This window comes from Kineothrix sp. MSJ-39, from assembly GCF_018917935.1.
Classification (GTDB): domain Bacteria; phylum Bacillota; class Clostridia; order Lachnospirales; family Lachnospiraceae; genus CAG-194.
Map to the genome: position 1 here is coordinate 59,381 of NZ_JAHLPN010000013.1, position 26,783 is coordinate 86,163.

Below are 26,783 nucleotides of genomic sequence, written 5' to 3' on the forward strand. Positions count from 1 at the left end.
ATAATTTCGTTATATTCTGACACTTTTTGCAGCTGTCCGTCCTATCACATTTTGGAAATTGTAACTATTTACCAAAATAAGGAATTGCAATTTCATTTGTTTCGTAATTATGTCAGTTTTCAATCTGCCCGGATCATTTTCTGAAGATTTTCTTAATTATGTTCTAACATATTTTCTATAAAAATCCCATATCCCTTTTCCGGCTGCTTCACAAGCACATGGGTAACTGCGCCCACGATCTTTCCGTTCTGCAGGATCGGGCTGCCACTCATGCCCTGCACGATCCCTCCGGTCTTGGCCAGAAGCTCCGGATCCGTCACTGTCAGTGTAATATTCTGGTTACTGTCCTCTTCATAGCGAAGCCGTGTGATCTCGATGTCATAAAATGCACCTGTTCCATCAAAAGAGGTATAGATCTGAGCAGCACCTTCCCTGATCTCCTGCTTAAACGCGATAGGGTATTTCATATTTCCTTTCACATCGCTTTCTCCGGATGCAGCCGCACTTGTCTCTATGATCACCTCATCTTGGCTGTCAGATCCGGATGGTTTACAAAAGCTTCCATAGATCCCGGCTTCCGTATTTTCCTCGATCCTGCCAAGGTAATCTTCTTCCTCAAAGCTGAGAACGCCTGTCAGTTCCCCCGGTTTTGTCCCATCCGATGTATGGACTGCCAGAATACAGGTATCATAAATACTGCCTTTGGAAAGTGCCAATAATTCTCCGATATCCGCATCCGCGATGCCATGTCCCAAGGCACCAAAATGCCCATCTGCTGTCTCATAGGTCATTGTCCCGATTCCCTGCGCACTGTCTCTGACCCATACTCCTATCTTATAGACACCCTCCTCGCACTGCGCCGGTGTAATACGCACCTCTGACCTTTCTCCGTTTCTTTGGATCGTAAAGATCATCTGCTCCCCATTACTGTTTTTGATTCTGTTCACAAAATCTTTTTTGCCTTCCAGATCTGTATGATCGATCTGCACGACATAATCCCCGGACTGCAGGATGCCATCTGCCGGACAGACAGATTCCCCACCACTGCCTGTAAATGCGCCGGTATCGATCACAAGCACGCCCGGTGTCTTTAAATAAATGCCGATTGGTTTACCGGAAACCATCACATCCTGCTCCGCCACTGTCTGCATCTGCACGGTTTTCAGCGGAATGATCCCCAGAAAACGGAGCTGCATTTCATAACTGGTTCCTGTATCGGAAGTCATATGGAAAGCAGATACCACAGGTGTTGTGATCCTTGTACTATCTTTGCTGCGATCTGCACCTGTTGTCTGTACCGCAGCAGAAACCGGAATCCCGATGTCCAGTTCCTCTGTCTGTCCTTTACGCAGCAGGATTTGATCGGGGATCATTTTTTTGATCCGGTAGCCCAGAAAGCCGATCAGAAGCAGACTGAGTAATAATATGAAAAACAGCATATATCTGTAAATTTTTCTGGCTCTGTCCATGGTTGTTTCCTTTCCATACGTCATGTATCTGCTACAGACTCGAAAATCCTGCCAGCTCTGCTGTCAGCCGCGCTTCGCGCTTTTGATTTTCTCGTTGTACGCTCAGGCGAAATCAAATGTCAGCTTCGCTGCCGCTTGATTTCGTTACCTCGCTACATGACATAACGCACATACTAAAGATTTCTCTTTTAGTATGTGCGTTATTTTTCAGGTTAGTTTGGTATTATTTTGCTGTTTTCTTTGCTTCGTCTGCCATGGCTTTCAATTCGCCGGCGTTCTGCATCACTGCATCCGTGATCTTATCACTGCCGAGCAGGCGGGCGATCTCGGAAAGCATACCGTCTTTGGAAAGTGCCGTCAGTTTTGTCTGCGTGCCATTTTTATCCTGCTGCTTTTCGATCACAAAATGCTGATCCGCCATCGCTGCGATCTGCGGCAGATGTGTAATGCAGATGACCTGATGGGCTCTGCCAAGGATCGCCAGTTTTTCCGATATTTTCCAGGCAGTCCTGCCACTGATGCCCGCATCGATCTCATCGAAGATAAGCGTTTCTGTTTCATCCTGCTCTGCCAGCACGGATTTGAGCGCCAGCATGATACGGGAAAGCTCACCACCGCTTGCCACCTGCGACAGCGGTTTCTTTTCCTGCCCCGCATTTAACGAGATCAAAAACCGGACGTGATCCATTCCGTTTGCGGATAAATGCGTCTCGCTGTTTTCCACTTCTATCGCAAAATCCACATACGGAAAATTCAGGGAAAGAAGTGCCTGCTTCATTTCTTTTTCCAGCTTTGCAGCCTCTTTGCATCTGATCTTGGATGCTTTCTGGCAAAGGGCACGCAGTGTTTCTTTTTGCTGCGCCAGCTCTTCCTGCAGCTTTATTTTATACTGCTCGAAATCATCATATTTATGCAGAAATTCCTGTTGTTTTTGTGCATATGCCAAAATCTCGGCAATGGTATTGCCATATTTTGTTTTGCATTTATTGATCGTATCCAGACGTTCTTTTGTTTCTGTATAAGTCTGCGCATCAAATTCCATGCTTTCCATATAATGTCCCAGACTTCTGCCGATATCCTGCAAAAGCTCCTGCACCTGTGCAAAGCTCTCTACACACGGCGCAAGTGATGCATCATATTTTGCCGCATCGTTCACACATTTTGCCGCTGCACCGATCATGTCTCTTGCATTTTCCTGTTCATAGCTATTTAAGCAGGCATCCGCCTGGGAAAGACTTTCACCGATCTGCCTGCTGTTTTCCATCCTTCTGAAATCAGCTTCCAGCTTCTCATCTTCTCCCTCGATCAGAGCTGCTGCTTCTATTTCCTCGAGCTCAAATCTGGCAAGCGCGATCTCCCGGTCTTTGCTGCCATCCTCGTCCAGCGCTTCTTTTACCAGTTTTTCTTTTTCTCTGTAAGCTGCATAGGCGGCTCCAAGTTCCTGCTTGACGGCCTGTAATTTGTCCCCGCAGAATGCATCCAGTACTTCCAGATGCTTTTTTTCATTGAGAAGTGACTGGTGCTCATGCTGTCCATGTACATCGATCAAAACAGCTGCTGCCTGCTGCAGCAGCTTGCCTGTGGCACTTTCTCCGTTCAGCCTGCAGCTGCTCTTTCCGGGCATGATCCTTCTCTGCAAAAGGACTCTGCCCTCTTCATCCGGAAAGACTTCCAGTTCTTTCAGCTTCTGTATCACGGAAGCATTATTTACTTGAAAGCAAAGCTCCACATATGCATATTCCGCCCCCTGACGGATCAGACTGCTGTCCGCCTTGGCACCGAGTGCCAGATTGATCGAATCGATCAGGATCGACTTACCCGCACCCGTTTCACCGGTCAGAATATTGAGTCCCTCTCCAAATGTCACTTCGGACTCATCAATGAGCGCAACGTTTTTTACCTTTAAACTTTCTAACATGATTTTCCTTATACTCCAGATTTTGTCACATATTTGCGGAGCAAATGTGCGACCAGTCAACCTGCATAGCAGGTTACAGATTGTCAGTTAGTGAACCAACTGCAGAATCTGATTCATCAGACTTTTTGTATCTTCTACCGTTCTGACCGCCATCATGATCGTATCGTCTCCCGCGATCGTACCGACAATCTCCGGATATTTCATGGCATCGATCGCCGCTGCGACCGCCATTGCCATTCCGGACACTGTTTTCACGACCAGAATATTCTGTGCCATATCGATAGAAACAAATCCTTCCTTTAGTACATTGACATATTTCCCGGAAAGATGCTTTTCATCATTATGAAAGCGGACATATTTCTGATGCCCGTCTCCCGTCGGCATTTTGGAAAGCTTCATATCCCGGATATCGCGGGATACCGTCGCCTGCGTGACTTCAAAGCCTTCTTCTTTCAGCCTTTGCGCCAGTTCCTGCTGCGTCTCCACCTCGTATTGTGAGATCACGCGCAGGATTGCTTCCTGTCTGTTTCTTTTCATTATCCTTCACCCATTTTTTTATGAAGCATCTGTAAAAAGCTCACCTTATTGATATGCAAAAGCCGGACAACCTGTTCCGACTGGTGCACTCTGATCCTGTCACCTGTTGTCAGCACTTGTGCCTGACCACCGTCAAAATTGACTTCCGCCTGCTGCGCCTGCCCGTCTCTGCCTTCCGCGATCACAATTTCGACCTGATCCTCCGGCGAAAGAATGATACTTCTTGTATTCAGTGTATGCGGACAGATCGGTGTCATCACCATCAACCTTGCCCCCGGCTCTACGATCGGACCTCCCGCAGACATATTATATCCCGTCGAACCGGTCGGCGATGCAAGGATCATACCATCAGCCTTATAATGGCATAAAAGCTGTCCGTTGACAAGCACCTCATAATTCAGCACCATCAGATGCCCGCAGCGGTTTACCACAATATCGTTCAGCGCATGTGCTTTCAGTATTTCTTTTCCGTCCCGGATCACACTTCCCGACAACAGCATCCGATCCATGATCTCATAGCTGTCCTGCATCAGATGATCAAGTGCATCCGTAATGCCGCTTTTTTCCACCTCTGCCAGAAAGCCGAGTGTTCCAAGATTGATCCCCAGAAGCGGAATCCCAAGCCCGACCGTATCTCTTGCTGTCCGAAGCAGCGTTCCGTCTCCGCCCAGCACTAAAATGCAATCTGTCTCCGGTGGAATCTGCAGCAGATGTTTTTCCTCCTGCACGCCTTTTTCAATTCCGCCTCTGACCATGACCGTCACATGCCTGCCATGCTCTGTCAGATATTTCTCAATATAATCTGTTGTTTCCAGTGACTTATCTTTTGTCACATTCGTCACAATATAAAAATTATCCATCTAATTTCCCGTGTGCCTTCTCTACAACATCCGCAATCTGGACAGACAACTGATTCACGCCCTCTGCCAGATCATTTTCTTTTTCCATATACAAAAGATACTCTATATTGCCCTCCGGTCCTTTGATCGGTGAAAAATCCAGTCCCAGCAGATGAAAGCCCGTCTGCATGGCAAACTGTGTGATCTTTTCCACCACTTCCCTATGCACAGCCTTATCTGTCACGACACCCTTTTTCCCCACCTTTTCTCTGCCCGCCTCAAACTGTGGCTTGATCAGGCATACCATCTGCCCGTGCGGCTTTAAGAGTGCAAAAGCCGGTCCTAAGATCTTTGTGAGTGAAATAAAAGAGACATCACAGGAAGCGAAATCTACTTGCTCACCGAGTGCATCCGCCTGCATATAACGGAAATTCGTCTTTTCCATACAGACAACTCTCGGATCATTTCTGAGCTTCCAGTCAAGCTGTCCGTGTCCGACATCTACCGCAAATACCTTTTGGGCTCCGTTCTGGAGCATACAATCCGTAAATCCGCCTGTAGAAGCCCCGATATCCAGACAGGTCTTTTCCTGCAGATCGATTGGAAATACCTGCAGTGCTTTTTCCAGCTTCAGTCCGCCCCTACTGACATAGGGGAGCGTATTTCCACGCACTTCTATTTTTATTTTTTCCGGATCAAACATGGTTCCTGCTTTGTCTTCTTTCTGTCCGTCCACATATACAATACCGGACATCAGAATTGCCTTCGCTTTTTCTCTGGAAGGTGCAAATCCCTGCTTCACCAGTAATACATCCAGTCTTTCTTTCATGCTCTGAGCCTTTCTTTACCTGTTTTTCAGCGTTGCCAGAACTTTTCTGACGACCGACTCCGTATCAATGCCAACCTCTTTTTTCAGTAGCTCTACATTTCCATGCTCTACATATTCATCCGGTAAGGTGATCGGAAGCACTTCTGCCGGATTTCCGTTTGCTTCCATCAGATCAATGACTTTTTCCGAAAAGCCACCGCTTAAAACATTTTCTTCCATTGTGACGAGCAGGGAATGTGTTCCTGCTGCATCTAAGATTGTCTCTTCATCGATCGGTTTTACAAACCGCGCATTTAAAAGGCTGCAGTTTGCATAGCCTTCTTCTTTCAAACGGAGTCTGACCTGTTCCGCGGTCTTTACCATACTGCCGACTGCGATCAGCACGATTTCTTTCTCCTGGTAGATCCATTCCGCTTTTCCATAGGCGATCGGCTGTCTGTATTCCTCCAGACCGTCATATGCCTCTCCCCGTGGATATCGGATTGCGATCGGTCCCTCAAAGGAAACTGCGTATTTCATCATATCAGCCAGCTCCCATTTGTTCTTCGGTGCCATGATATGCATATTCGGTATACTCGAAAGAAATGAAAAATCAAAAATACCCTGATGGGTTTCTCCATCACTTCCGACAAGTCCCGCCCTGTCTATTGCAAAAGTAACAGGCAGATTCTGAATACAGACATCATGCAGAATCTGGTCATAAGCCCTCTGCAGAAACGAAGAATAAATCGCCACAACAGGTCTCAAGCCGCCTGCTGCCAGTCCTGCAGCAAATGTGACCGCATGCTCCTCCGCAATTCCTACATCAAAGAATCGTTCCGGATAACGGTTTCGGAAACGCTTGAGCCCTGTTCCGTCAGGCATTGCGGCTGTGATCGCCACAAGTTTATCATTCTTTTCCGCCATTTTATTCATTACAGTTGCAAACACATCCGTATAATTTGCTTTTGTATGCGGATTTTTCGGAATACCGGTCGCAATGTCAAACGGCTCTGCGCCATGAAATCTGGCCGGATGTCTCTCCGCAGGCGTGTAGCCTCTCCCTTTTTGGGTAATGACATGAATGATCACGGCTCCTTTGACACGTTTGGCTTCCGTAATAACACGTCTGAGTGCTTTGATATCATGTCCGTCCACAGGTCCTAAATATTTGATCCCCATATCCTCAAAAAACATACCCGGGATCATCAGCTGCTTGATACCGTTTTTTGCATTCTGGATCTTTTTGACAATCGCCTGTCCATATTTTGGCATTTCGAGAAGTCTGTAATAAATGCTGTCCTTCAGATCCAGATATTTGGCATCCGTACGGATGGAATTTAAGTAAGTGGATACACCGCCTACATTTTCGGAAATGGACATATTATTGTCATTTAAGATCACAATAAAATTGGTATCCAGATGCGCCGCATTATTCAGTGCCTCATATGCCATTCCGCCGGTCAGGGAGCCATCCCCGATCACCGATACGACGGTATGCTTCTCGCCCAGAAGATCTCTTGCCTGCGCCAGCCCAAGTCCTGCGGAAATCGAGGTGGAGCTGTGCCCTGTATCAAAGCAGTCACAATCACTTTCCTTCCGCTTCGGGAAGCCACTCATACCACCGAATTTACGAAGTGTTTCAAAACCTTCTCTTCTTCCTGTCAGTATCTTATGTGTATAGGACTGATGCCCGACATCCCATACGATCTTATCGGTCGGCAGATCCAGAGAAAGATGGAGTGCCATAGTCAGCTCCACTGCACCGAGATTGGAACCCAGATGTCCGCCCGATACACTGATCTTCTCGATCAAAAACTGTCTGATCTCTGCTGCCAGACTGTCCAGATCTTTTTCATTTATTTTTTTGATATCATTTGCTTTTTGTATACTGTCAAGCAACATAGCCCCTGCCTACTTTCTGCGGTTTACCAGACTTCTGATCAGTTCCTCCAGGAACGTATCCTCCCCCATCAGAGTGTGTAATCTGTCAAGTGCTTCCTCTGAAAGTCTTTCCGCTTCTTCTTTTGCTTTTTCAATGCCAACCAGTGTCACATAAGTTGTCTTATGATTTTTCTCATCACTGCCGATCGGCTTTCCGAGTTCTTCCAATGTGCTCGTCACATCCAGAATATCATCCTCGATCTGATAGGCAACACCTACCAGATAACCGATCCGTTCCATTTCATCGATCTGCTTCTGCCCTGCGCCCGCAAGTGCCGCGCCGATCATAAGTGCAGACTGGATCAGTGCTGCGGTCTTATTTTCATGGATAAATAAAAGCTGCTCCATGGTGAGCGGATCCTTTGCTTCTTCTGCCTCAATATCCGCTACCTGTCCGCCGACCATGCCATAAATACCGGCCTTTCTGCCGAGGATCAGCATTGCCTTTTCCGCCTTTGTATCACCCGACGCAAGCAAAAATGCGGATGCTGCGGTTTCAAATGCCAGGTTTAAAAGTCCGTCGCCCGCCAGAATTGCCATCGCTTCGCCATACACCACATGGGTTGTTTTCTGTCCGCGTCTGTATTCATCGTTGTCCATCGCTTCCAGATCATCATGGATCAGGGAATACGTATGGATCATTTCAAGGGCTGCCATAAAAGGCCTGATCAGATCTCCCTGCCCGCCAAGCTCTGTAAAGGCTTCCCGCATCAGGATCGGTCTGAGCCTTTTGCCTCCTACCTTCACGCTGTAGTTGATCGCTTCCATGACGGTCTTCTGACTGCCTTCTTCTTTGGGCAGATATGCATTGATGATCTCCTCTGCCTCTTTTGTTTTCTGCTCCAGTGTTTCCTTAAAGCTGCTCATCGGCTTCTCCTTCCTGCGAAAGCACCCTGACCTCTTTTTCTACGCGGTCAATCTGCTGGTTGCAAAGCTGCACAAGGGAAACTCCCTCTTTATATGCCTGAAAGGATTCCTCCAAAGAGGTCTCCGGTCGTTCCAGTGTTTCGATGACTGTTTCCAGTTTTTCAAATGCCTCCTCCAGAGACAGTTCCTTTTTTTCTTCTGCCATATGCTCTCCTGCCTGTCTTATCATACAGATTGTTGATATGTTTCCTCGATCCGGGCATCTGCATAGCCATCCTGCAGATAAATACGGATCTGATCATCCTTTGTGATCTGTGCAGTGCTTGTCAGGGTCTGTTCCTCCTTTGTCACATATGCATAGCCCTGTTTCAGCTTTGCCAGCGGCGATAATGCTTCCAGACGCGACGCACTGATCTCCAGCCTGTGCTGCTGGGCTGCAAGCTTTCGCTCCATGTGATAGGAAAGCTGTTCCTCTAAGGAAAGGATCCGCATACGATGCTGTCTGAGTACCATCTGCGGCGATACACTGCGGAGCTTCAGTGCCATATTTTCCGTCAACAGTCTCTGCTGCTTACATTTTTGCAGCATGGCTGTCACTACCTTGTGTGACAGGTCATAGAGCTGCTGCACAACTGCTGCCATGTCACAGACTGCCAGCTCTGCTGCGGCAGATGGCGTCGGTGCTCTGAGATCAGCCACATAATCAATGATCGTCGTATCCGTTTCATGTCCGACCGCCGAAATGATCGGAACGGAGCAGTCAAAAACCGCCTGTGCCACTTCTCTGTGGTTAAATGCCCAGAGGTCTTCTATGCTGCCACCGCCACGTCCGACGATCATCACGTCAACGCCTTCTCTTTCCAGTGCATGGATTCCGTTTATGATGCTATGGACCGCCTGGTCCCCCTGCACAATGGCAGGATATAAAATGATCTCAATAAAAGGATTCCGCCGCTTTGCCACATTGATGATGTCCCGGACTGCAGCTCCTGTCTGCGCTGTCACAACACCCAGCTTTCTGACATAAAACGGGATCTTTGTTTTATAGGCAGCATCAAACATGCCCATTTCCGCCAGCTCTTTTTTGAGCTTCTCATACTGCTCATACAGATAGCCGTCTCCCAGACGTTCAATCTGCCTGGCATAAAGCTGGTATTTTCCGTCACGTTCATATACATCCAGGCTTCCGCCTACAACAACCTGCTGCCCTGCTTCCATCCGAAAGCTGAGTCCGCCTCTGTTTCCTGCAAACATTACACATGAAATAGCAGCTCCAGTATCTTTCAGGGTAAAATAGATATGACCAGAGCCATGGTACTTCACATTGCTCAGTTCACCCTTAATCATAATGGAACTGCATAAAAAATCCTGTGCAAACATGTTTTTGATATAACTGTTAACCTGGCTGACAGTATATACATTTTGCTTCATTTATTATTTCTCGCTTATGAATTTTCTATTTTAGAGTTTTGCATTGCAAAACTCTTGCGCCGAGCGCATCTGCGAAGCAGTTTTTCCTCTTTGCGCGAGTGCGCATCCAACGGAGTATTTACAAAACAGAAAATTCTTATGAATTTTCTGTTTTGGGAACAAACTTGGCAAGTACCCCATTGATGAACGCCGGGGATTCCTGCGCACCGTATTTCTTTGCCAGCTCTACCGCTTCGTTGATGGATACGGAGCCCGGGATCGTATCGTCAAATAAGATCTCATACACGGCAAGACGCATAATGGCAAGCTCTACCTTACCAAGGCGGCTGACATTCCAGCCAACTGATTTTTCATTGATCTGTGCGTCGATCTTGTCTAAATGCGCCAGGATCTGATCATATTTATCCTGGATCTGTTTCTGTTCCTTCTCTGTCAGTGTTTCCTGCTCTTCGTCCGCAAAGAACAAAGCTGCCTGCTCTTCATATTCTTCTTCACTTCCGAATGCAATACGGAATAACAACTGAAATACTTTTTCTCTTAATTTGCTTCTGCTCATCAGTCTGTCCCTATTATTTATTCTCTTCCTGCATATTCACGCCTGCAATGCGGATATTGATATCGGCAACTTCCAGCCCTGTCATATTTTCAATAGCTGCTTTTACCTTATTCTGTACATTGCGGCTTGTCTGTGGGATATTGTGTCCATATTCGATCACGATCGCGATATCTACGGATACCACACCGTCCACAACTTCAACCTTAACGCCCTTTGTCAGCTTCTTCATACCGACACGGCTCATCAGCTCGTTTGTAATATTTCCAACCAGAGCAGATACACCTTCTACCTCAGCAGCTGCAAGGCTTGCGATCATTGCAACAACATCATCTGCGATCTGGACAGCTCCCAGCTTTTCATCTTCCTTTAATACATAAGTGCCACGTTCTGTTTCTTTTTCCATTTTGTGGTCTCCTTTCTTCTATAGGCTCGTGGATATGCCACGCGTTATAACCTGCTTTGCAGGTAATTATATCAAATTTTCCTGTCTTTGGAAAGGTTTTAGGACGATTATTGCATAAAAACAAAAATTGTATGCATCTTATCATCACTGCTGTACGTCACAGCGTCTCCGTTTACGAGCGTAAAGATCTTCTGCTGTTCAAACAGCTCATCGAGCATTTCCCGGTATAGCTGCTCACTGCCGCACCGGAATCTTACAATCGTTTCGCCTTTTGCCTTTTCCTGCTCGATCAACAGCTTCAGCCTGTCATAATCCTTTTCCTGAAACAGCAGTTTTTCCCTGACATAATAATTATCCCGCTCCGCCGTGCAGACAGGAACCGGGATTTCCGATACGATCCGGTGCGTCTGCAAAAGTTCTTCCGTCGTGATCAGCAGGAAGTTATAATTGATCCCCCTGCTTTCTCCCTGATCCGAAAACTGCATTTCTCCCCAGGTCGTATCCATATAGTAGTAATCACCGTCTGCTTTGACCAGATTCCAGACATGATCCGCACCTGTCTGCTCCGTACCGAAGATCAGCGTCACTTTAAAACCGAGTTTCTTCAGCAGATACTGTGTTGCTTTGGCATATCCCTGACAGACACTTTCTCCGTTTAAAAAGACGGAACAGATATTTTGATTATCCGGGCTGTCCAACACATAGTCCGTATGGTCGATCACATAATCATACACGTATTTGACCTGTCCGTAGGCATCCAGCCCTGCAGGCATCGCTGTCAGAAATGCGTTCACCACCTGATCAATCTGCTGCTGTTTTTCCTGTTGCTGTTGTTCTGTCATCGTATAGACAGGCTGCACGGACAGACTGGAAAGTACGCCGTTTCTTTCCCTGCCTTCCAGAGAAAAGGAACTGCTATAAAAGATCTCGGGGTGATCGTTGAGCACATACTGATACAGTACCTCTGCACGCCCGCTGTCCAAAATAGACAACGTCTCCTTCTGCCTGCTGATCAGCGCCGTATAGATCTGACAATACGCTTCTTTTTCCGCATCGGAAAGTGCTTCATAATAAAAAAGCCCATCCTGCGTATCCTGCACTTCCCGGGCAGGCTCTTTGGCTCCCTGCATCTGTGTCATGCGCTGTACGGGCGTGATATCCGCTGTTGCCTGCGGCATTTCCTGTACATCCGAAGACAGACTTTCCTCTTTAGTCAGATTTTCTGCTGTCCCTGTCTGTTCCTCCTGCAGCCTGCCAGCCCATAAGATACTGACGCCCAGAAGAAACAGAAGCAGGAAAAGGATTCTTTTTTTCCGCACCTTGTTCCCCTTTTAATTTTTACCGAATTCAGAAAGCACGAGCCCCTCATTTCTGTCGAGCACCATCTGAATGCTCCATGGATTCACGAAGAGAAGCAATGGATTGTCTCTCATATCCGTTACCTTCTTCATATCAGAAGTACCAACCAGCTTATTCAGATCAAGGTCTGTATTTTCCACCCATCTGATATGCTCATACGGAAGCGGCTCCAGTCTGATCTCTACATTATATTCATTTTCCAGTCTGTATTTCAGAACGTCAAACTGCAGTACGCCGACAACGCCGACAATGATCTCTTCCAGACCGGTATTAAACTCCTTGAAGATCTGGATCGCACCTTCCTGCGCGATCTGTGTCACGCCCTTTACAAACTGCTTTCTCTTCATGGTATCCAGCTGTCTGACACGTGCAAAATGCTCCGGTGCAAAAGTCGGGATACCTGCATATTTAAAGTTATCTTTTGGCATACAGAGCGTATCACCGATCGAGAAAATACCCGGATCAAAGACACCGATGATATCGCCTGCATAGGCTTCGTCCAGAATCTTTCTGGAATCTGCCATGATCTGCTGTGGCTGGGAAAGACGCATGACCTTTCCGCCCTGCACATGCTTGACTTCCATGCCCGCGTCAAAACGGCCAGAACAGATACGCATAAATGCCACACGGTCTCTGTGGGCTTTATTCATATTTGCCTGGATCTTGAACACAAAAGCAGAAAATTCATTTTCCACCGGATCGATCGGGCCTTTATCGGAAATACGCGGAAGCGGTGTTGTAGTCATTTCCAGGAAATGCTTTAAAAATACTTCCACACCAAAGTTCGTCAGTGCTGATCCAAAGAATACAGGTGTCAGGTTACCGCTCTGCACCTCAGACAGGTCAAATTCTGCACTGGCACCGTCAAGCAGCTCGATCTCTTCCTCGAGAAGCGAAAGGGCATCTTCTCCGATCTCTGCGGTCAGCTTGTCCCGCTCTGCGATCGGAATGATCTCTGTTTCGCCTTCCTTTGTTCCCTTTTCCGTATCGGAATAGGTAAAGACTGATTTTGACTTTCTTTCATAGACACCTTTGAAATTCTTACCGGAACCGATCGGCCAATTGATCGGGCAGGTTGCGATCCCAAGCTCTTTTTCTATTTCGTCCAAAAGCTCAAATGTATCATTTGCATCACGATCCATTTTATTGATAAAGGTAAAGATCGGGATCTTTCTCATGACACAGACCTTGAACAGCTTTCTTGTCTGCGCCTCAACACCCTTGCTGGCATCAATTACCATGACCGCAGAATCTGCTGCCATCAGGGTTCTGTAAGTATCCTCGGAGAAATCCTGATGTCCCGGGGTATCCAGAATGTTGATACAAAAACCGTCATATTCAAACTGCAGCACAGAAGATGTAACGGAAATACCTCTCTCCTTTTCAATCTCCATCCAGTCAGATACCGCATGTCTGGCTGTCGCCTTTCCCTTTACACTACCTGCCAGATTGATGGCTCCGCCGTATAACAGGAACTTTTCTGTCAGTGTCGTCTTACCTGCATCAGGATGCGAGATAATGGCAAAGGTTCTTCTTTTGTTGATTTCCGCTTCATACTTGTTGTTCATTGCTACTTTCCTTCCAGTTGTATTTCTTTTTCTGCTTTTCTATATACTACAGCATAGATTTTCCGGCAATATCTCCGGTTACTCCAAGGTAATCAAGCACTGTTGCACCGATATCCGCAAAAGTTTCTCTCGTACCAAGATTTTCCGGTTTTATCTGCTTTCCGTACATGATACACGGTGTATGTTCCCTTGAATGGTCTGTAGAAACCGTATACCCGGGATCACAGCCATGATCTGCCGTAATGATCAGCATATCCTCGTCCCGCATGGCAGCCATGATCCGGGGCAGCTTCTCATCAAAATACGCAAGTGCCTTTGCATAACCGTCTATATCGTTACGATGCCCATATAACATATCATAATCTACCAGATTGATAAAGCATAATCCGTTAAAATCTTTCTGCAAATAAGAAAGTGTCTTTTCGATCCCTTCCGCATTACCGGACGTATACGTGAATTCCGTCATGCCTCTGCCCGCAAAAATATCATGGATTTTACCGACCGCGATCACATCCTGTCCTGCCTCTGTGATCGCATCCAGCATCGTCTGTTTCGGTGGCTCCAGTGAAAAATCATGTCTTCTCGGCGTTCTTGTATACTGACCGCTTGTCCCGATAAACGGGCGGGCGATCACACGACCGACACTGTGCTCTCCCTGCAGTATTTTCCGGGCGATCCTGCAATATTCGTAAAGCTGCTCCGGTGGTACCACATCCTCATGTGCGGCGATCTGGAATACGCTGTCTGCGGATGTGTAAACGATCAGATCTCCGGTCCTGACATGCTCATCGCCGTATGCCTTGATCACTTCTGTGCCTGAATACGGTTTGTTGCAGAGCACACCACGTCCTGTCTGCTCCCGGAACGGCTTTAACACTTCTTCCGGAAATCCGTTCGGATAAGTCGGCAGTGGCTTTGGCGAGATAATACCGGATATTTCCCAGTGACCGATCGTTGTATCCTTCCCGCGGGAAGCCTCCCGCATCCGCGCGATCCGCGCAAGCGGCGCTGTAACCGGCAGAACCTTTCCGCCGACATCGACACCTTCTATATTAAACAGACCGAGTTTTTGCATATTTGGCATATGAAAATACGGTGATGTCGCACAGGAACGGATCGTGCTTGTCCCCTGATCTCCGTATGCTGCTGCATCGGGCATTTCGCCGATGCCAAAACTGTCAAGAACGATCAAAAAAACTCTCTTCATAGGAATACCTCCTTCTTCGCAGACGGTTAGTTCTTCTATCTCTTCTGATATACTCGCGAACCCGCGCCTACGGCGCTCTTCTGTCTGCTACACAGACGGTTCGCTCGTTAACGAACACAGAAAAACAAATAGTTGCTATGCAACTGCTTGTTTTTCTACGTGTTCGTTATATTATACCACTTTTTCTACTGCTCTGCTACGGGTGATATGATTATGTTTTCTGCGGCGATGCCTGTTTTGCGGGAAACGATATCTTCGATCTGGGCTCTCTGCGCCTCTGTCAGGTCATTTGCCTGTACGATCACATCCGCAATATCCCCGCTGATCGATACAACAACATCTGCAAAGCCTTTTGCTTCAAGCAGGATTTCAGCGGCACATTCCTTCTGTGTGATATCCGTCAGCTCGATCATGCTGTTTACCGCATCCTGTTTTGCGCTCTCCGGCAGATTTTCCGCATTGATGATATTCAGAAGTGCCTCTTTATTCTTGGCTCTGGTCTGTTCCTTCATCAGATTTGCTCCGGCGATGGAGCTGATTGCCTGTGAACTGGTAAACACCGCTTCACCAGGTGTTTCTCCCGTATAATCTTCCGTTACCTGTGCCACTTCTCCCGAAGCAGTGTTCTCATCCGTTCCTGCCGTTGCTGTTTCGTCCAGCGCCGCATCATCTGCCGCAGCACTTACATTTTCCGCCTGATTTTCATCCAGATAATCACTGTATACCATTTCATCCTCGGAATCCATGCTGTCAATGTCCGTCATCGCTGCCGATTCATCGATCGCTCCGTTTTCCTGATCCGGCAAAAGCGCAAGTGATTCATCCGTAATATCCGTCACTGCCGCCATATCTGTTCCATCCTCCGTCGCAACACCGGAAGCCTCCTCAAACTGGGCAGAGGTTGTAAACAGATTTTCTTCATCTACCTTCTTTCCCATAAAATTCAGATATCCGGCGATCGCGATCATCAGCGCAAGAGCCGTGATCATGATCTGATTTCTTTTCCACAGCTTTTTCACAGTTGTCTCCTTCCCTTTCTATGTAGTCAGTTTTACTATTTTTATTTTATGTGCCTCTATCCCAAATAATGCCTCAAGAAGCTCCACAATCTCATTTTGTACCTTTGGGCTTCCCGCCCCCTGCGCCGCAACGACAACGCCTCTTACCGTCGGTTCGATCTGCCTGATAATCAGCGGAGACTGACTGCCGTCTGCCTGTTCATATAAAATGATCTGTGCATCATTTTGTGTCTCAGTTAGCGTACGCTTACCATTTTCATCCATTTCTTCTTCACTTTTTCTCGTGTATGGCGTATTATGCGCCGGAACCAGTTCTTTGGACGCCTGCATAGTCAGGCAGACCTTTACTTTTCCTACTCCATCCACACTGCTTAAAAATGTTTCCAGTTGTTTTTGCAGATACGCCCCATACTGCATGGTTGTCATCTCCGTTTCTCCGGCAGCAGAGCCTGTTTCATTTCCCCCTGCGCTCTGATCCGCCGCAGTCTGCTTTTTAGTTGCATTCTGCTTACTACCCTGTTTCTCCTGCGGAAGCGGCATTGCAATGATAATCAGCAGGATACCTGCCAGAAAAAGCAGGATAAAACGGTCTTTTCCAAGCTTTCCCAGTTTTTGTATATAGTTTTTCAGATCCGGCTTCATTTTATTCACCTCCCGTTTTCTGTTCCGGTTCCTGCTCTGCGTTTTGTTTCTCCTGCTCTGCATTCTGCACTTCCTGCATCTTCTGTAATACAGAGTCTGTCAGATCCGCCTGCAGGTCTTCCTCTTTCGGAACCGAAAGCATCTGATCAATATCTGTCATCCGTTCTTCAAAGCTCTTTTCATATTCCTTCTGAAATTGCTGCCAGTTCTGCAGGCTGTCTGTTTTTCCCTTTCCCAAAAGAGGCAGCAGTATCATGGCATACAACATCCAGGTCACAAGCACCTGCAGATATTTTTCATATTTCTCGCTCGGACACATCTGCAGTACGATCTTTGCCAGAACGAAAAAGCAGCACAGTTTTTGCAGCAGATCCATTCTTCTCCCTTTCCTTATATGAAAAGCATCAGCCTCTCACAATAACCATTGTCATTAAAATTGCAATATAAAATGCCAGAAGGGCGCACAGATTGATCTTCAGGATCTGGATCCCGCCATCCCCAATCTGTGACACTGTAGCTGCCAGATTTTTCAGTCCCATCAGCCCCAGGCAGGCTCCTCCCAGTTTCATAGCCGCCAGTATACAGAAGATTCTGAAAAGAGGCTTTATCATAAGAAAAAACAGCATACACATCCCGGCTGTTCCGATCGTATTCCGGATCAGTCCCGCCGATCCCATAAATACCTGCACCATGGACTCGGACAGATCCCCGATCCCGGGAATACTGCCGATCGCCCGCTGCAGCAATGACTTCTGCACCCCGTCCAGCTTGGACGCGATCAGATTCTGCATCGTACTGACGGAAACCGTGACCGTCAGACAGAGCTTGATGCCCAGAGAAAGGGTTCGCTCCGCCAGTCTGATCAGTTCCTTCATCCGCCCCCTGTCATCTATCCCATTCATAACAGCCAGATAAATACAGCCTTTGCTGCAGGGAAGCAGCAGATTCAGCAAAATATAATCCACTCCCATCAAAAGCAGCAGAAAAAACTGATAATTTACAGTTGCTGCCACACTGCCGCCTGCAAGCGACACGGACAGAAAATAGCCCGGAACGAGCACAGACATAAATTCCCGCAGATTTTCCAGATTCTGCTTTGACAGTGAAAGCATTGTTGTCACATAGCGGAACAGCAGGATCATCATGAGCAGATATATAAAATATGCCGTCATATCCGCCACCTGTTTGTTTTTTACAAAGCCCGCCAGATAATGCAGCAGCATTGCTACCATTCCAATTCCCAGAATGGCAAGCAGAATCTCCCGAAACGCTGTGATCCCCGGGAAGAAAAGCTGCCCCAGTTCCTGCATAAGCAGCTTATAAGCCCCTGTAAAATCACCTTTTATGAGCAGCCCGAACAGATCTGAAAAACTGACCGCATCCGTTCCCGCCAGTTTTGCAGTCACACTGTCTACTTCGCTGAAATCAAAATACTGTAATAAATCTTCCATTATAAATACCCCTCAAGTACCTGCAGCAAAGAAGCCAGAATGGGGATCCCCAGAAGCAATACCGCGATTTTCCCGCAGAGTTCGATCTGTCCCGCGATCAGACTGTTTCCGGTATCTCTTGACAGATTCGCCGTAAACTCACACAAATAAGTAATGCCGACCGCTTTCAACAGAATACGCAGATAAGAAGACGCATTCTCTACATATCTGCCGATCCCCATCAAAAAATCACCTGCCTCCTTACAAAGCTCCAGTAGATACAGGGCTATCATCAGGGCTGCTGTCAGAGAAAGGAGCTGCCCCCACTCACTTTTCATGGATTTTAAAATCAGTACAAAGACAACCGCCACCATACCAAACAGGATCAGCTTCTGAACATCCATCTGTGTTTGCAGCCTCCCTCCTATAGCTGAAATAATGCTTCCACGGTATCAAACAGCCCACTGATATAAGGTACCAGCCAGGTCAGGATCAAAATAAGTCCTCCAAGACCTACAAAAAAAGAATATTCTTCTCTTCCGCTGTTTTTTAATATCTGGCTCAAAATCGTAACCAGGATCCCAACCGCCGCCATTTTAAATAAAAGAGCTATGCTCATCTTTTCTCTCCCTTACTTTGCCGTCAGAACAGCAGAATGCAGATAAATACACCTGCCATGATACCGATCGTCTGATACAGCTTACATTTTTCTTCCTTTTGTTTTTCCAGCTTTACGATCTGATCCGATAATTCCTCTTCGTAAAGCCGAAGTACCTGCACCTGTCCGCCCGGATCCGAAAAGCCTGTCTGTGCCATACAATCCGCAAACTTTTCCCAGTCTTTCTTTTTCAGCCGGTCAGACAGCATAGCTGCATTGCTTTTCCACAGCCACGCCGGATCCTCTCCGCAAAAGGTCTCGATCTGCTGTGCCGTCTGTTCCAGAAACGCACCATATTCCCCTTCCATCCGCATACTGCACCTGAAAAATGCCTCCGCAAGCGGCAGACCGTCATATAAGATCGTATCGGCGATATAGTGGATCATCTGCCTGACCGCAGTCAGTTCCCGCAGCCGCCCTGTATATTCCAGAACAAGTGAAAATCCGATACCGCCGCTTCCGATCAGTACAAGAAAAAAGCCGATCCATTTCATAAGAGCCGTTCCCCCTTCTCATTGTATACAAGACTCTCTCCCTGCCCTTTTAGGACAATAAATCTTGTAAATTCCTGCATATGCAGAAGCGGCTGTAAAAACGGCTTTTTCTCCAGTTCTGCAAAAGAAGTCCCATGTACCGTTGCCAGTACCTTCGTTCCGCAATGCATTGCCTTTTGCAGTGTCTGTACATCCCGCTCCGTTGCAATTTCATCCACCGCAAGGATTTGTGGTGCCATACTGCGCAGCAGCATTTCCATGCCCGCATCTTTCGGGCAGTTATCCAGCACATCTGTCCGCATCCCCACATCGTTCTGTGGCTCTCCCAGGAAACAGCCCGCGATCTCGCTTCTTTCGTCTACCACACCGACTGTAAAGCCCGGTATCTTTCTGCCATCCAGCATAAGGCCATCGGAAAGCTGCCGGATCAGATCCCTGAGCATGGTTGTCTTTCCCATCCCCGGTCCTGCGATCAGCATTGTGTTACATGGCATATCCTTTTGCATGATAAAAGGCAGGACAGCATCTGCTGCACCTTTGATCTCATGGGAGATACGCATATTCAAAAAACGGATATTCCTGATGCTGCGGATACTTTTATTTTCCGACAGAACCTGCCCCGACACGCCGATCCTATGTCCTCCCGCCACGGTGATAAAGCCCTGTCTGAGTTCTTCCCCGTAGGCATAGGGGGAATACTGGCATAAATGCACAAAGATGCTTTCTACCTGTCCCACGTTCAAAATCAGACATTCTTCCGGTTTGTCAATATGTGCGGATCCGTCCGCTGCCAGATAATATTCTTTGCTGCCCCTCTTTAGCATAACAGGTTGTCTGCACCGGATCCGTATTTCAGCAAGGTCTTCATACTCTGCCGCCTGTTCAAAATAGAGCCGCAGCTTCTGCGGGAACATCTGTAATATACTGGTTGTTTTTTGCATGTGATCCTCTCCTTTGTCTTACTCCTTTTCCTACCCATACTCGAAAATCCTGCCGCTTACGCGTCAGCCGCACTTCGTACGTTCTGATTTTCTCTTACGTGAATACGTTCGGAGAAAACTTCTATAACCTGCAAAGCAGGTTATTACGCCGTACATTTGCTTCGCAAATATACGACAATGCTTGGTTTCTTTCCTCACTACAGCATATTAAGGAGGAGACAAACTTATGACAGAAAAAAGGACTTCGTAGTCGTAAACTACGAAGCCCTGTTATTTCTCTGATGTTCAATTATATTTTATTCTGCTTCTTTTTCCTGTGGCTGCTGGGACTGTTTCATCTGGATCTCCTGCAGGACAAACGGATCATCTATATGTAGCATAAGTACTTCGATCTGCTCTTTATAATGATCGATCTCTTTGCGGAAGCCTGCTGTCTTTTCACGGAATGCTTCCTGTACCTCTGCAAGCTGCTCATCATACAGATTTTTCATTTTTTCCAGCTCTGCTTCATGTGCCTCTTTGCTGTCCTTCAGCTCTGCCTCATATTTCTGTGTCAGTTCCTTGAGCTCCTGTGCATGCTGCTCTTCCAGTTTCTTTTCCGCTTCTTCTTTTTCCGCAGTCAGCTTCTTTGTTTCTTCTTCATGCGCTTTGCTCATATCCGCTTCTTTTTCAGCGAATTCCTTTGCCACTGCATCTTTACATTTTGCCTTTTCCTTTGCAATGACATCTGCTACAACAGCATTGGCTTTTCCAAGCTCTTTTTCAATCTCCTCTTCCAGATCTTTCAGAGCTTTCCTCCATGCCATACCCGGCTCGATATAAACCGCATCTTCTGCCTGCTGCGCACTGGCAGCCGCTTTCATGGCTTCTACAGCCTTAATCGCTTCATCCGAAGCGGAAACCCCATTTTCCACTTCTTTTACTGTTTCCTTTTCTGTTTCTTCAGTCAGTATTTTGTTGTCCATCCCAATTCACTCCATTACATTCTATAGTATTTTTACCCCTGTCAGCTTTAGTCGGCAAGAAGACTGCCAAGCTGTGCTTTGAATCTGTCGATCTGCCCCTGCAGCTCTGCATTTTTCTCCCGGAAAGCTGTCTGTACCTCTAAAAGCTGTTCATCATACAGCTTTTTCATCTTTTCAAGCTCTGCCTCATGAGATTCCATTCCGGTCTTGTAAAGCTGTACCTGCTCATTGGCTGATGTAAGTTCATCCTGCAGCTGTTTCAGCTTTTCCTGGAATGTTTCCTGAATCTCCTTCAGCATGCTCTCGTAAATATTTTTCATGCGTTCCATTTCAGCTTCATGGTCAGATTCCTTCTTCTCGCGAAAAGCTGCTTGAAGCTCATCAATCTGTTCATTGTACAGATTCTTCATCTTATCGAGCTTTTCATCCCGCTCTTTCATTTCTTCTTCAAAAGCTGCGCTCTTTTCCTTATACCGGGATAACTCTGTCTGCAGGGAATTATTTCTGTCCCTGAACGCTGTCTGGATCTCATCAATCTGCTCCGCATACAGTTTTTTCATCTTATCAAGCTCCGCCTCATGTGCGGCGCTCAGTTCCTCTGTATTATTATTTTCCTTATATTCCTCCAGATCCTTTTTCAGGCTGGCGGTTTTGGCGCGGAACGCTGTCTGGATCTCGTCAATCTGCTCTGCATACAGCTTTTTCATTTTGTCGAGTTCTGCCTGATGGCTTGCTTTCATCTGTTCTACTTCAGATTTTTCTACACCACCAAATAATTTTACCAAAAATCCCATTGGATACGCCTCTTTCTATAGTAGGATTTACCAAAAAGCTGTCTTTATTTTAGCATGATTGTAGAATATTGTAAATAATAATTCCGGGGTATGATACCTGCACAGCAGAAAATGCCGGACTGCTATACAGCAGTCCGGCATTTATATTGATTTCTTTCTTCAAATCTTACTTGCAATCTTTGATAGAGAAGCTGATTCTTCCCATCTTGTCTTTGCCAAGGCAGACAACTGTAACAACATCGCCAAGTGTCAGAACATCTTCTACATGATTGATACGTTCTTTTGCAATCTTGGAGATATGAACCATACCTTCCTTACCAGGCGCAAACTCGATGAAAGCACCGAATTCTTTGATGCTGACAACAGTACCTGTGTACTTCTTGCCTTCTTCAAAATCAGATGCGATCATTTCGATCATCTTGATCGCATTCTGCATTGCATCTGCTTCTGTACCGCATACAGAAACTGCACCATCGTCTGTGATATCGATCTTAACGCCTGTACGGGCAATGATCTCATTGATCGTCTTACCGCGCTGTCCGACAACATCACCGATCTTTTCAGGATTGATCTGGATCTGTACGATCTTTGGTGCATACTGGCCAACTTCTTTACGAGGCTCTGCGATTGCAGGCTTCATACAAGTATCCATGATGAAAAGTCTTGCTTCTCTTGTACGACGGATCGCTTCTTCTACGATCGGTCTTGTCAGTCCGTGGATCTTGATATCCATCTGGATCGCTGTGATACCTTCTGTTGTACCTGTTACCTTGAAATCCATGTCGCCGAAGAAATCTTCCAGACCCTGGATATCTGTCAGAACAATGTAATCATCATCTGTATCGCCTGTTACCAGACCACAGGAAATACCTGCTACCATCTTCTTGATCGGAACACCGGCAGCCATCAGTGACATGCAGGATGCACAAGTAGATGCCATGGATGTTGATCCGTTTGACTCAAATGTTTCGGATACTGTACGGATCGCATATGGGAATTCTTCCGGTGATGGAAGTACCGGCAGAAGTGCTCTCTCAGCCAGTGCGCCATGTCCGATCTCACGTCTTCCCGGTCCGCGGCTGACTTTTGTCTCACCTACAGAGTAAGACGGGAAGTTATAATGATGCATATATCTCTTGGATGTTACGTTTGGATCCAGTCCATCAACCTTCTGTACTTCAGAAAGCGGTGCTAATGTACATACGTTGCAGATCTGTGTCTGACCACGTGTAAACATAGCTGATCCATGTACTCTCGGGATGATATCAACTTCTGCAGACAGTGGACGGATCTGATCGATCGCACGGCCATCCGGACGCTTGTGATCTTTTAAGATCATCTTGCGGACTGTCTTTTTCTGATACTGATAAACGGCATCCGGCAGAATAGCAAGCCAGTCTTCTTTATCAGCAAATGCTTCTTCAAATTTAGCGGTTACCTGACGGATATTCTCCTCACGAACCTGTTTCTCATCTGTAAATACAGCTTCTTCCATTTCCTCAGGTGTTACGATCTTCTTCATTTCATCGAACATTTCCTGTGGAACTGCACAGCTGACATATTCATGTTTCTTCTTACCAACTTCTGCAACGATCTGGTTAATGAAAGCAATGATCGTCTGGTTGACATCATGTGCTTTGTAAATAGCTTCCAGTACAGTCGCTTCCGGTACTTCGTTTGCACCGGCTTCGATCATGATAACCTTCTGTGCTGTAGAAGCAACAGTCATCTTCAGATCGCCTTTGTCCCACTGCTCCTGGCTTGGGTTGATGATCAGCTCGCCGTCGATCATACCAACCTGTGTCATTGCACAAGGGCCGTCAAACGGGATATCTGAAATACAGGTTGCGATAGAAGTACCGAGCATGGCAACCAGCTCAGGACGACATGCAGGATCTACGCTCATGACCATGTTGTTCAGTGTAACGTCATTTCTGTAATCCTTCGGGAACAGAGGACGCATCGGTCTGTCGATCACACGGCTTGTCAGAATTGCATTCTCGCTTGCCTTACCTTCTCTTTTATTAAATCCGCCTGGGATCTTACCTACTGCATAGAGTTTTTCTTCATACTCAACGCTGCATGGGAAGAAATCAATACCATCTCTCGGTTTCTCACTTGCTGTTGCTGTTGATAAAACTGTTGTTTCGCCGTACTGCATAAATGCGCAGCCATTTGCCTGTTTGCCGACCTTACCGATCTCTACACGTAATGTACGTCCGGCAAGTTCCATTGTGTAAACTTTTACCATCTTTCTCTCCTTTTCCGATGGGATCCCCATCTCTTTTCACTGTTTGCTCTGTAAAACCTCCGGTAAGAAGATGCCGAAACTACTGACCCGGACACAAACAAAATTCCGTTTCTGCCTGCGTCAGTGGTCTCGGAATATCTCTCTTACCCGATGTCATGCATTACATACATAACATTATTTGAAAAAGAGGCGGATATGCAACCCGCCTCTTTTTAGCAAATCCATTACATTATTTTCTGATACCAAGCTCTTCAATTAATGCACGATATCTTTCGATATCTTTGCTCTTTAAATAATCAAGAAGACCTCTTCTCTTACCGATCATCTTATACATACCACGTCTGGAATGATGATCCTTTGGATTCTCTTTTAAGTGCTCTGTAAGCTCTTTGATTCTCTGTGTCAGAACTGCTACCTGAACTTCAGGTGAACCTGTGTCGCCAGGTGTTCTTGCAAATTTCTGCATAATTTCTGTTTTTGTCTCTTTTGAAATCATTTTGATTTCCTCCTTCTTTTTCATACAGCCGCACTAAGATCGGGGAACCGCCTTTTTAAATTAAAACGCGCCCGCGCCTGAGCATGGCTAAAACTCATACGCTCATATTTTAGCACAGAAGGATTCCTCTGTAAATACCCTTTTTACTGCTTTTTTCTTCCCTTTTTTTCAAGTAAAAACCATCCCAGTCCGATTCCGACACATGCCACACCTATAAGCAGCAGATAATCGGACAATGCATAACTGCTCTTTGTCAGGATCGGGACTGCATGACTTGCCTCGTCACTATACTTCATGACAATTACCGATACCAGATTATTGCAGAAATGCATCAGCATCGAACAGAATATGCTGCCTGTTTTTTCTACCACATATACCAGCATAAAACCAAGCAGTGCTGTTGTAAAGAACTTTGACAGGCTCATATGATAAATGCCGAAGATCGCTGCTGTCACAAGCATGGCAGGCAGCGTGCGCCATCTTCTCTTTAATGTACCGAAAATAAAGCCGCGGAACATCAGCTCCTCTCCGACCGCAGGCATGACCGCCATCACAAGCACCAGCACCCAGAAAGGCTGCTTGACATACTCTGCCATCGTATCCGCCATCGACTGTGTGCTTTCCGGAAATACTCTTGTCAGTAAGACTGCCAGGATACACATGAGGCTGAAGCCGCCGATCCATACCAAAAGCGCTGCCAGAACATGTAATACCTTTGGCATTTGCAGCGACAATACTTTCTTAAAGTCAGCTTTCAGATACCACAGGTAGAGAAGCGGGAACACAAGAATCAGAAGCTGTACCACAACCGTTCCGTAAAATCCCATTTTGAGCTGTGCTGCCGTTCCCACATAAAAGATCAGCAAAAGTTCCACACAGATGAGTACAATAACATCGCCGATCCCCGGTATCTGCCCTTTCTGCATTTCGCTTCTCGGCGTAAACAGTTTCAGGGAAGACATGCCTTCTGAAAACAGGACTGCCTCACTGTTATAGATCTTTCCAAGAATCAATACTGCCAGTAAGCTGTAGACAATATTACTTAACAGCACGATGCCAAACAGTGCATAGTTGTAGCTGAACGAGAACAGTTGCACGATCATGAGTGAAATATTCACGATCGGAATTGCCGCCGTTACCTCTGTCAGTTCTATATTCGGAACCATCGTGACCAGACTGCCGAACATAAATACAAGCATCATCGGTGTGATATAATTATTTGCCTCTTTAAAGCTCTTTGCAAAAATACAGATACAGAGACTGACTGCTGTTACAAACAGGGCAAAAAATACCATGACAAGCAGGGTAAACAGGATCGCCGGAAGGAATGTCGCATAGTTGATCGTTACCGATCCCATACCTTCCATCATATAACTGAACATGAAGCCAAATGCCGCTCCCATGGATACAATATTTAAAATTGCCGATACACAAGCGATTACAGATACCGCCAGGAATTTGCTCATGATCAGTTCAAAGTTAGTCACAGGTAACGTCAGAAGTGTTTCGAGCGTACCACGTTCCTTCTCTCCTGCAGTCACATCGATCGCCGGATAGATCGCCCCCATCATAATGCTGATGATCACAAGCATTGGCACGATATCGCCGAGCATATTGCCCATCGTCTGTTCCGTGGAAGAATAATTGACTTCTTCATAGCGGATCGGATTTAAGATTTCATCCGCATCCAGTCCAAGCTGCTGCACCTTCTGTTTCTGGAGCTGTTTATTATAATCCTCCAGAAGTTCTTTCAGCGCAGAAGCAGCAATCCCCGAATCATCCTTTGCTTCCAGATAGTAGATCCGGTACGGATCCTTCTGCGTTTCTTCATAAGAAAGCACCGCATCGTAGTCGCCGTCCTTCAGTGCCTGTTCGATTGTTTTATCTGCAGCAAACGCTTCTGCGCTGATCTGATAAGAAAAGGTATCGCCGTCCTTTTCCAGCAGGTCTGTCAGCGTCTGCTCCCGCTCCTGCCCCAGATCTGCAAATGCCACCTGATATGTCGTTTCCTCCTGTGACTGTGTGATCGCAGAAAGCAGAAGTGTCATACCGACGATCATCAGCGGATACAGAAGAAGAGGAAGAAGCACCATCATGCACATTGTCTTTTTATCGCGGAATATATCCGTCAGTTCTCTTTTTAAGAGTGCTTTTATTTTATTTGGATTCATACTGTCTCCTTTTTCC

General features: G+C 46.5%; 27 protein-coding genes. All 27 read right to left on the reverse strand.

What is annotated here, in order from left to right; all coding sequences use genetic code 11:
• Positions 1-152: 152 nt before the first annotated feature.
• Complete coding sequence (spoIVB, locus tag KQI22_RS09460; RefSeq protein WP_216551825.1) at positions 153-1,493, reverse strand: SpoIVB peptidase; 1,341 nt, start codon at positions 1,491-1,493, stop codon at positions 153-155.
• Positions 1,494-1,692: 199 nt separating this feature from the next.
• Positions 1,693-3,387, reverse strand: a complete 1,695-nt coding sequence (gene recN, locus KQI22_RS09465; RefSeq protein WP_216551826.1) for a DNA repair protein RecN — start codon at positions 3,385-3,387, stop codon at positions 1,693-1,695.
• An 87-nt stretch (positions 3,388-3,474) separates the two neighbouring features.
• Positions 3,475-3,924, reverse strand: a complete 450-nt coding sequence (gene argR, locus KQI22_RS09470; protein ID WP_216551827.1) for an arginine repressor — start codon at positions 3,922-3,924, stop codon at positions 3,475-3,477.
• Positions 3,924-4,784 carry an NAD(+)/NADH kinase gene (locus KQI22_RS09475; RefSeq protein ID WP_216551828.1) on the reverse strand — a complete coding sequence of 287 codons (861 nt, stop codon included), beginning with the start codon at positions 4,782-4,784 and terminating at the stop codon, positions 3,924-3,926. Before KQI22_RS09475 ends, argR begins: the two co-directional genes overlap by 1 nt.
• Complete coding sequence (locus KQI22_RS09480; protein ID WP_216551829.1) at positions 4,777-5,592, reverse strand: TlyA family RNA methyltransferase; 816 nt, start codon at positions 5,590-5,592, stop codon at positions 4,777-4,779. The genes KQI22_RS09475 and KQI22_RS09480 overlap by 8 nt, the downstream gene beginning before the upstream one ends.
• A gap of 15 nt (positions 5,593-5,607) precedes the next feature.
• Entirely contained in the window at positions 5,608-7,476 is a 1,869-nt protein-coding gene (gene dxs / locus KQI22_RS09485) for a 1-deoxy-D-xylulose-5-phosphate synthase (RefSeq protein WP_216551830.1), read from the reverse strand.
• A gap of 9 nt (positions 7,477-7,485) precedes the next feature.
• A complete protein-coding gene (locus KQI22_RS09490; RefSeq protein WP_216551831.1) occupies positions 7,486-8,382 on the reverse strand; it encodes a polyprenyl synthetase family protein in 897 nt (298 codons plus the stop codon).
• Positions 8,369-8,587 carry an exodeoxyribonuclease VII small subunit gene (xseB, locus tag KQI22_RS09495; RefSeq protein ID WP_216551832.1) on the reverse strand — a complete coding sequence of 73 codons (219 nt, stop codon included), beginning with the start codon at positions 8,585-8,587 and terminating at the stop codon, positions 8,369-8,371. Before xseB ends, KQI22_RS09490 begins: the two co-directional genes overlap by 14 nt.
• Before the next feature lie 20 nt (positions 8,588-8,607).
• A complete protein-coding gene (gene xseA / locus KQI22_RS09500) occupies positions 8,608-9,813 on the reverse strand; it encodes an exodeoxyribonuclease VII large subunit (RefSeq protein ID WP_216551833.1) in 1,206 nt (401 codons plus the stop codon).
• Positions 9,814-9,949: 136 nt separating this feature from the next.
• Entirely contained in the window at positions 9,950-10,369 is a 420-nt protein-coding gene (gene nusB, locus KQI22_RS09505; protein WP_022004781.1) for a transcription antitermination factor NusB, read from the reverse strand.
• A 13-nt stretch (positions 10,370-10,382) separates the two neighbouring features.
• Positions 10,383-10,772 (reverse strand): Asp23/Gls24 family envelope stress response protein, encoded by a 390-nt coding sequence (locus KQI22_RS09510; RefSeq protein WP_022004780.1) that lies wholly within the window; start codon positions 10,770-10,772, stop codon positions 10,383-10,385.
• A gap of 107 nt (positions 10,773-10,879) precedes the next feature.
• On the reverse strand, positions 10,880-12,091 hold the full coding sequence (locus KQI22_RS14070; protein ID WP_216551834.1) for a transglutaminase domain-containing protein: 1,212 nt from the start codon (positions 12,089-12,091) through the stop codon (positions 10,880-10,882).
• 12 nt (positions 12,092-12,103) lie between these two features.
• Positions 12,104-13,699, reverse strand: coding sequence for a peptide chain release factor 3 (locus tag KQI22_RS09520; RefSeq protein ID WP_216551835.1), 1,596 nt, complete (start codon positions 13,697-13,699; stop codon positions 12,104-12,106).
• 46 nt (positions 13,700-13,745) lie between these two features.
• On the reverse strand, positions 13,746-14,906 hold the full coding sequence (locus KQI22_RS09525; protein WP_216551836.1) for a phosphopentomutase: 1,161 nt from the start codon (positions 14,904-14,906) through the stop codon (positions 13,746-13,748).
• 185 nt (positions 14,907-15,091) lie between these two features.
• On the reverse strand, positions 15,092-15,925 hold the full coding sequence (locus KQI22_RS09530; RefSeq protein WP_330623333.1) for a SpoIIIAH-like family protein: 834 nt from the start codon (positions 15,923-15,925) through the stop codon (positions 15,092-15,094).
• Between the two features lie 18 nt (positions 15,926-15,943).
• Positions 15,944-16,567, reverse strand: a complete 624-nt coding sequence (locus KQI22_RS09535; RefSeq protein ID WP_442905254.1) for a hypothetical protein — start codon at positions 16,565-16,567, stop codon at positions 15,944-15,946.
• 1 nt (position 16,568) lies between these two features.
• Positions 16,569-16,943, reverse strand: coding sequence for a hypothetical protein (locus tag KQI22_RS09540; RefSeq protein WP_216551838.1), 375 nt, complete (start codon positions 16,941-16,943; stop codon positions 16,569-16,571).
• Between the two features lie 28 nt (positions 16,944-16,971).
• On the reverse strand, positions 16,972-18,018 hold the full coding sequence (locus KQI22_RS09545) for a stage III sporulation protein AE (RefSeq protein ID WP_216551839.1): 1,047 nt from the start codon (positions 18,016-18,018) through the stop codon (positions 16,972-16,974).
• Entirely contained in the window at positions 18,018-18,401 is a 384-nt protein-coding gene (locus tag KQI22_RS09550) for a SpoIIIAC/SpoIIIAD family protein (RefSeq protein WP_216551840.1), read from the reverse strand. Before KQI22_RS09550 ends, KQI22_RS09545 begins: the two co-directional genes overlap by 1 nt.
• Before the next feature lie 20 nt (positions 18,402-18,421).
• Positions 18,422-18,616, reverse strand: a complete 195-nt coding sequence (spoIIIAC, locus tag KQI22_RS09555; RefSeq protein WP_216551841.1) for a stage III sporulation protein AC — start codon at positions 18,614-18,616, stop codon at positions 18,422-18,424.
• A 23-nt stretch (positions 18,617-18,639) separates the two neighbouring features.
• On the reverse strand, positions 18,640-19,149 hold the full coding sequence (locus KQI22_RS09560; protein ID WP_216551842.1) for a stage III sporulation protein AB: 510 nt from the start codon (positions 19,147-19,149) through the stop codon (positions 18,640-18,642).
• Positions 19,146-20,090, reverse strand: a complete 945-nt coding sequence (gene spoIIIAA / locus KQI22_RS09565; protein WP_216551843.1) for a stage III sporulation protein AA — start codon at positions 20,088-20,090, stop codon at positions 19,146-19,148. The genes KQI22_RS09560 and spoIIIAA overlap by 4 nt, the downstream gene beginning before the upstream one ends.
• A gap of 296 nt (positions 20,091-20,386) precedes the next feature.
• Positions 20,387-21,055 (reverse strand): hypothetical protein, encoded by a 669-nt coding sequence (locus KQI22_RS09570; protein ID WP_216551844.1) that lies wholly within the window; start codon positions 21,053-21,055, stop codon positions 20,387-20,389.
• 47 nt (positions 21,056-21,102) lie between these two features.
• Positions 21,103-21,849, reverse strand: a complete 747-nt coding sequence (locus tag KQI22_RS09575) for a hypothetical protein (protein WP_216551845.1) — start codon at positions 21,847-21,849, stop codon at positions 21,103-21,105.
• Positions 21,850-22,015: 166 nt separating this feature from the next.
• Positions 22,016-24,100, reverse strand: a complete 2,085-nt coding sequence (locus tag KQI22_RS09580; protein WP_216551846.1) for a polyribonucleotide nucleotidyltransferase — start codon at positions 24,098-24,100, stop codon at positions 22,016-22,018.
• 229 nt (positions 24,101-24,329) lie between these two features.
• Positions 24,330-24,596, reverse strand: coding sequence for a 30S ribosomal protein S15 (rpsO, locus tag KQI22_RS09585; protein ID WP_216551847.1), 267 nt, complete (start codon positions 24,594-24,596; stop codon positions 24,330-24,332).
• A 143-nt stretch (positions 24,597-24,739) separates the two neighbouring features.
• Positions 24,740-26,767 carry an ABC transporter permease subunit/CPBP intramembrane protease gene (locus tag KQI22_RS09590; RefSeq protein ID WP_216551848.1) on the reverse strand — a complete coding sequence of 676 codons (2,028 nt, stop codon included), beginning with the start codon at positions 26,765-26,767 and terminating at the stop codon, positions 24,740-24,742.
• Between the last annotated feature and the right edge of the window lie 16 nt (positions 26,768-26,783).

Excerpts from the sequence above, each read along its gene's own strand:
- KQI22_RS09560 (WP_216551842.1), bottom strand. The coding sequence starts at position 19,149 with ATGAAATGGATCGGCTTTTTTCTTGTACTGATCGGAAGCGGCGGTATC.
- spoIIIAC (WP_216551841.1), bottom strand. The coding sequence starts at position 18,616 with ATGAGCATAGCTCTTTTATTTAAAATGGCGGCGGTTGGGATCCTGGTT.
- KQI22_RS09535 (WP_442905254.1), bottom strand. The coding sequence starts at position 16,567 with ATGAAGCCGGATCTGAAAAACTATATACAAAAACTGGGAAAGCTTGGA.
- nusB (WP_022004781.1), bottom strand. The coding sequence starts at position 10,369 with ATGAGCAGAAGCAAATTAAGAGAAAAAGTATTTCAGTTGTTATTCCGT.
- argR (WP_216551827.1), bottom strand. The coding sequence starts at position 3,924 with ATGAAAAGAAACAGACAGGAAGCAATCCTGCGCGTGATCTCACAATAC.
- KQI22_RS09580 (WP_216551846.1), bottom strand. The coding sequence starts at position 24,100 with ATGGTAAAAGTTTACACAATGGAACTTGCCGGACGTACATTACGTGTA.
- KQI22_RS09525 (WP_216551836.1), bottom strand. The coding sequence starts at position 14,906 with ATGAAGAGAGTTTTTTTGATCGTTCTTGACAGTTTTGGCATCGGCGAA.
- dxs (WP_216551830.1), bottom strand. The coding sequence starts at position 7,476 with ATGTTGCTTGACAGTATACAAAAAGCAAATGATATCAAAAAAATAAAT.
- rpsO (WP_216551847.1), bottom strand. The coding sequence starts at position 24,596 with ATGATTTCAAAAGAGACAAAAACAGAAATTATGCAGAAATTTGCAAGA.
- KQI22_RS09590 (WP_216551848.1), bottom strand. The coding sequence starts at position 26,767 with ATGAATCCAAATAAAATAAAAGCACTCTTAAAAAGAGAACTGACGGAT.
- KQI22_RS09575 (WP_216551845.1), bottom strand. The coding sequence starts at position 21,849 with ATGGGATTTTTGGTAAAATTATTTGGTGGTGTAGAAAAATCTGAAGTA.
- KQI22_RS09520 (WP_216551835.1), bottom strand. The coding sequence starts at position 13,699 with ATGAACAACAAGTATGAAGCGGAAATCAACAAAAGAAGAACCTTTGCC.
- spoIVB (WP_216551825.1), bottom strand. The coding sequence starts at position 1,493 with ATGACGTATGGAAAGGAAACAACCATGGACAGAGCCAGAAAAATTTAC.
- KQI22_RS09570 (WP_216551844.1), bottom strand. The coding sequence starts at position 21,055 with ATGGACAACAAAATACTGACTGAAGAAACAGAAAAGGAAACAGTAAAA.
- KQI22_RS09550 (WP_216551840.1), bottom strand. The coding sequence starts at position 18,401 with ATGGATGTTCAGAAGCTGATCCTGTTTGGTATGGTGGCGGTTGTCTTT.
- xseA (WP_216551833.1), bottom strand. The coding sequence starts at position 9,813 with ATGAAGCAAAATGTATATACTGTCAGCCAGGTTAACAGTTATATCAAA.
- KQI22_RS09545 (WP_216551839.1), bottom strand. The coding sequence starts at position 18,018 with ATGGAAGATTTATTACAGTATTTTGATTTCAGCGAAGTAGACAGTGTG.
- KQI22_RS09510 (WP_022004780.1), bottom strand. The coding sequence starts at position 10,772 with ATGGAAAAAGAAACAGAACGTGGCACTTATGTATTAAAGGAAGATGAA.
- recN (WP_216551826.1), bottom strand. The coding sequence starts at position 3,387 with ATGTTAGAAAGTTTAAAGGTAAAAAACGTTGCGCTCATTGATGAGTCC.
- KQI22_RS09540 (WP_216551838.1), bottom strand. The coding sequence starts at position 16,943 with ATGGATCTGCTGCAAAAACTGTGCTGCTTTTTCGTTCTGGCAAAGATC.
- KQI22_RS09480 (WP_216551829.1), bottom strand. The coding sequence starts at position 5,592 with ATGAAAGAAAGACTGGATGTATTACTGGTGAAGCAGGGATTTGCACCT.
- spoIIIAA (WP_216551843.1), bottom strand. The coding sequence starts at position 20,090 with ATGCAAAAAACAACCAGTATATTACAGATGTTCCCGCAGAAGCTGCGG.
- KQI22_RS09475 (WP_216551828.1), bottom strand. The coding sequence starts at position 4,784 with ATGGATAATTTTTATATTGTGACGAATGTGACAAAAGATAAGTCACTG.
- xseB (WP_216551832.1), bottom strand. The coding sequence starts at position 8,587 with ATGGCAGAAGAAAAAAAGGAACTGTCTCTGGAGGAGGCATTTGAAAAA.
- KQI22_RS09490 (WP_216551831.1), bottom strand. The coding sequence starts at position 8,382 with ATGAGCAGCTTTAAGGAAACACTGGAGCAGAAAACAAAAGAGGCAGAG.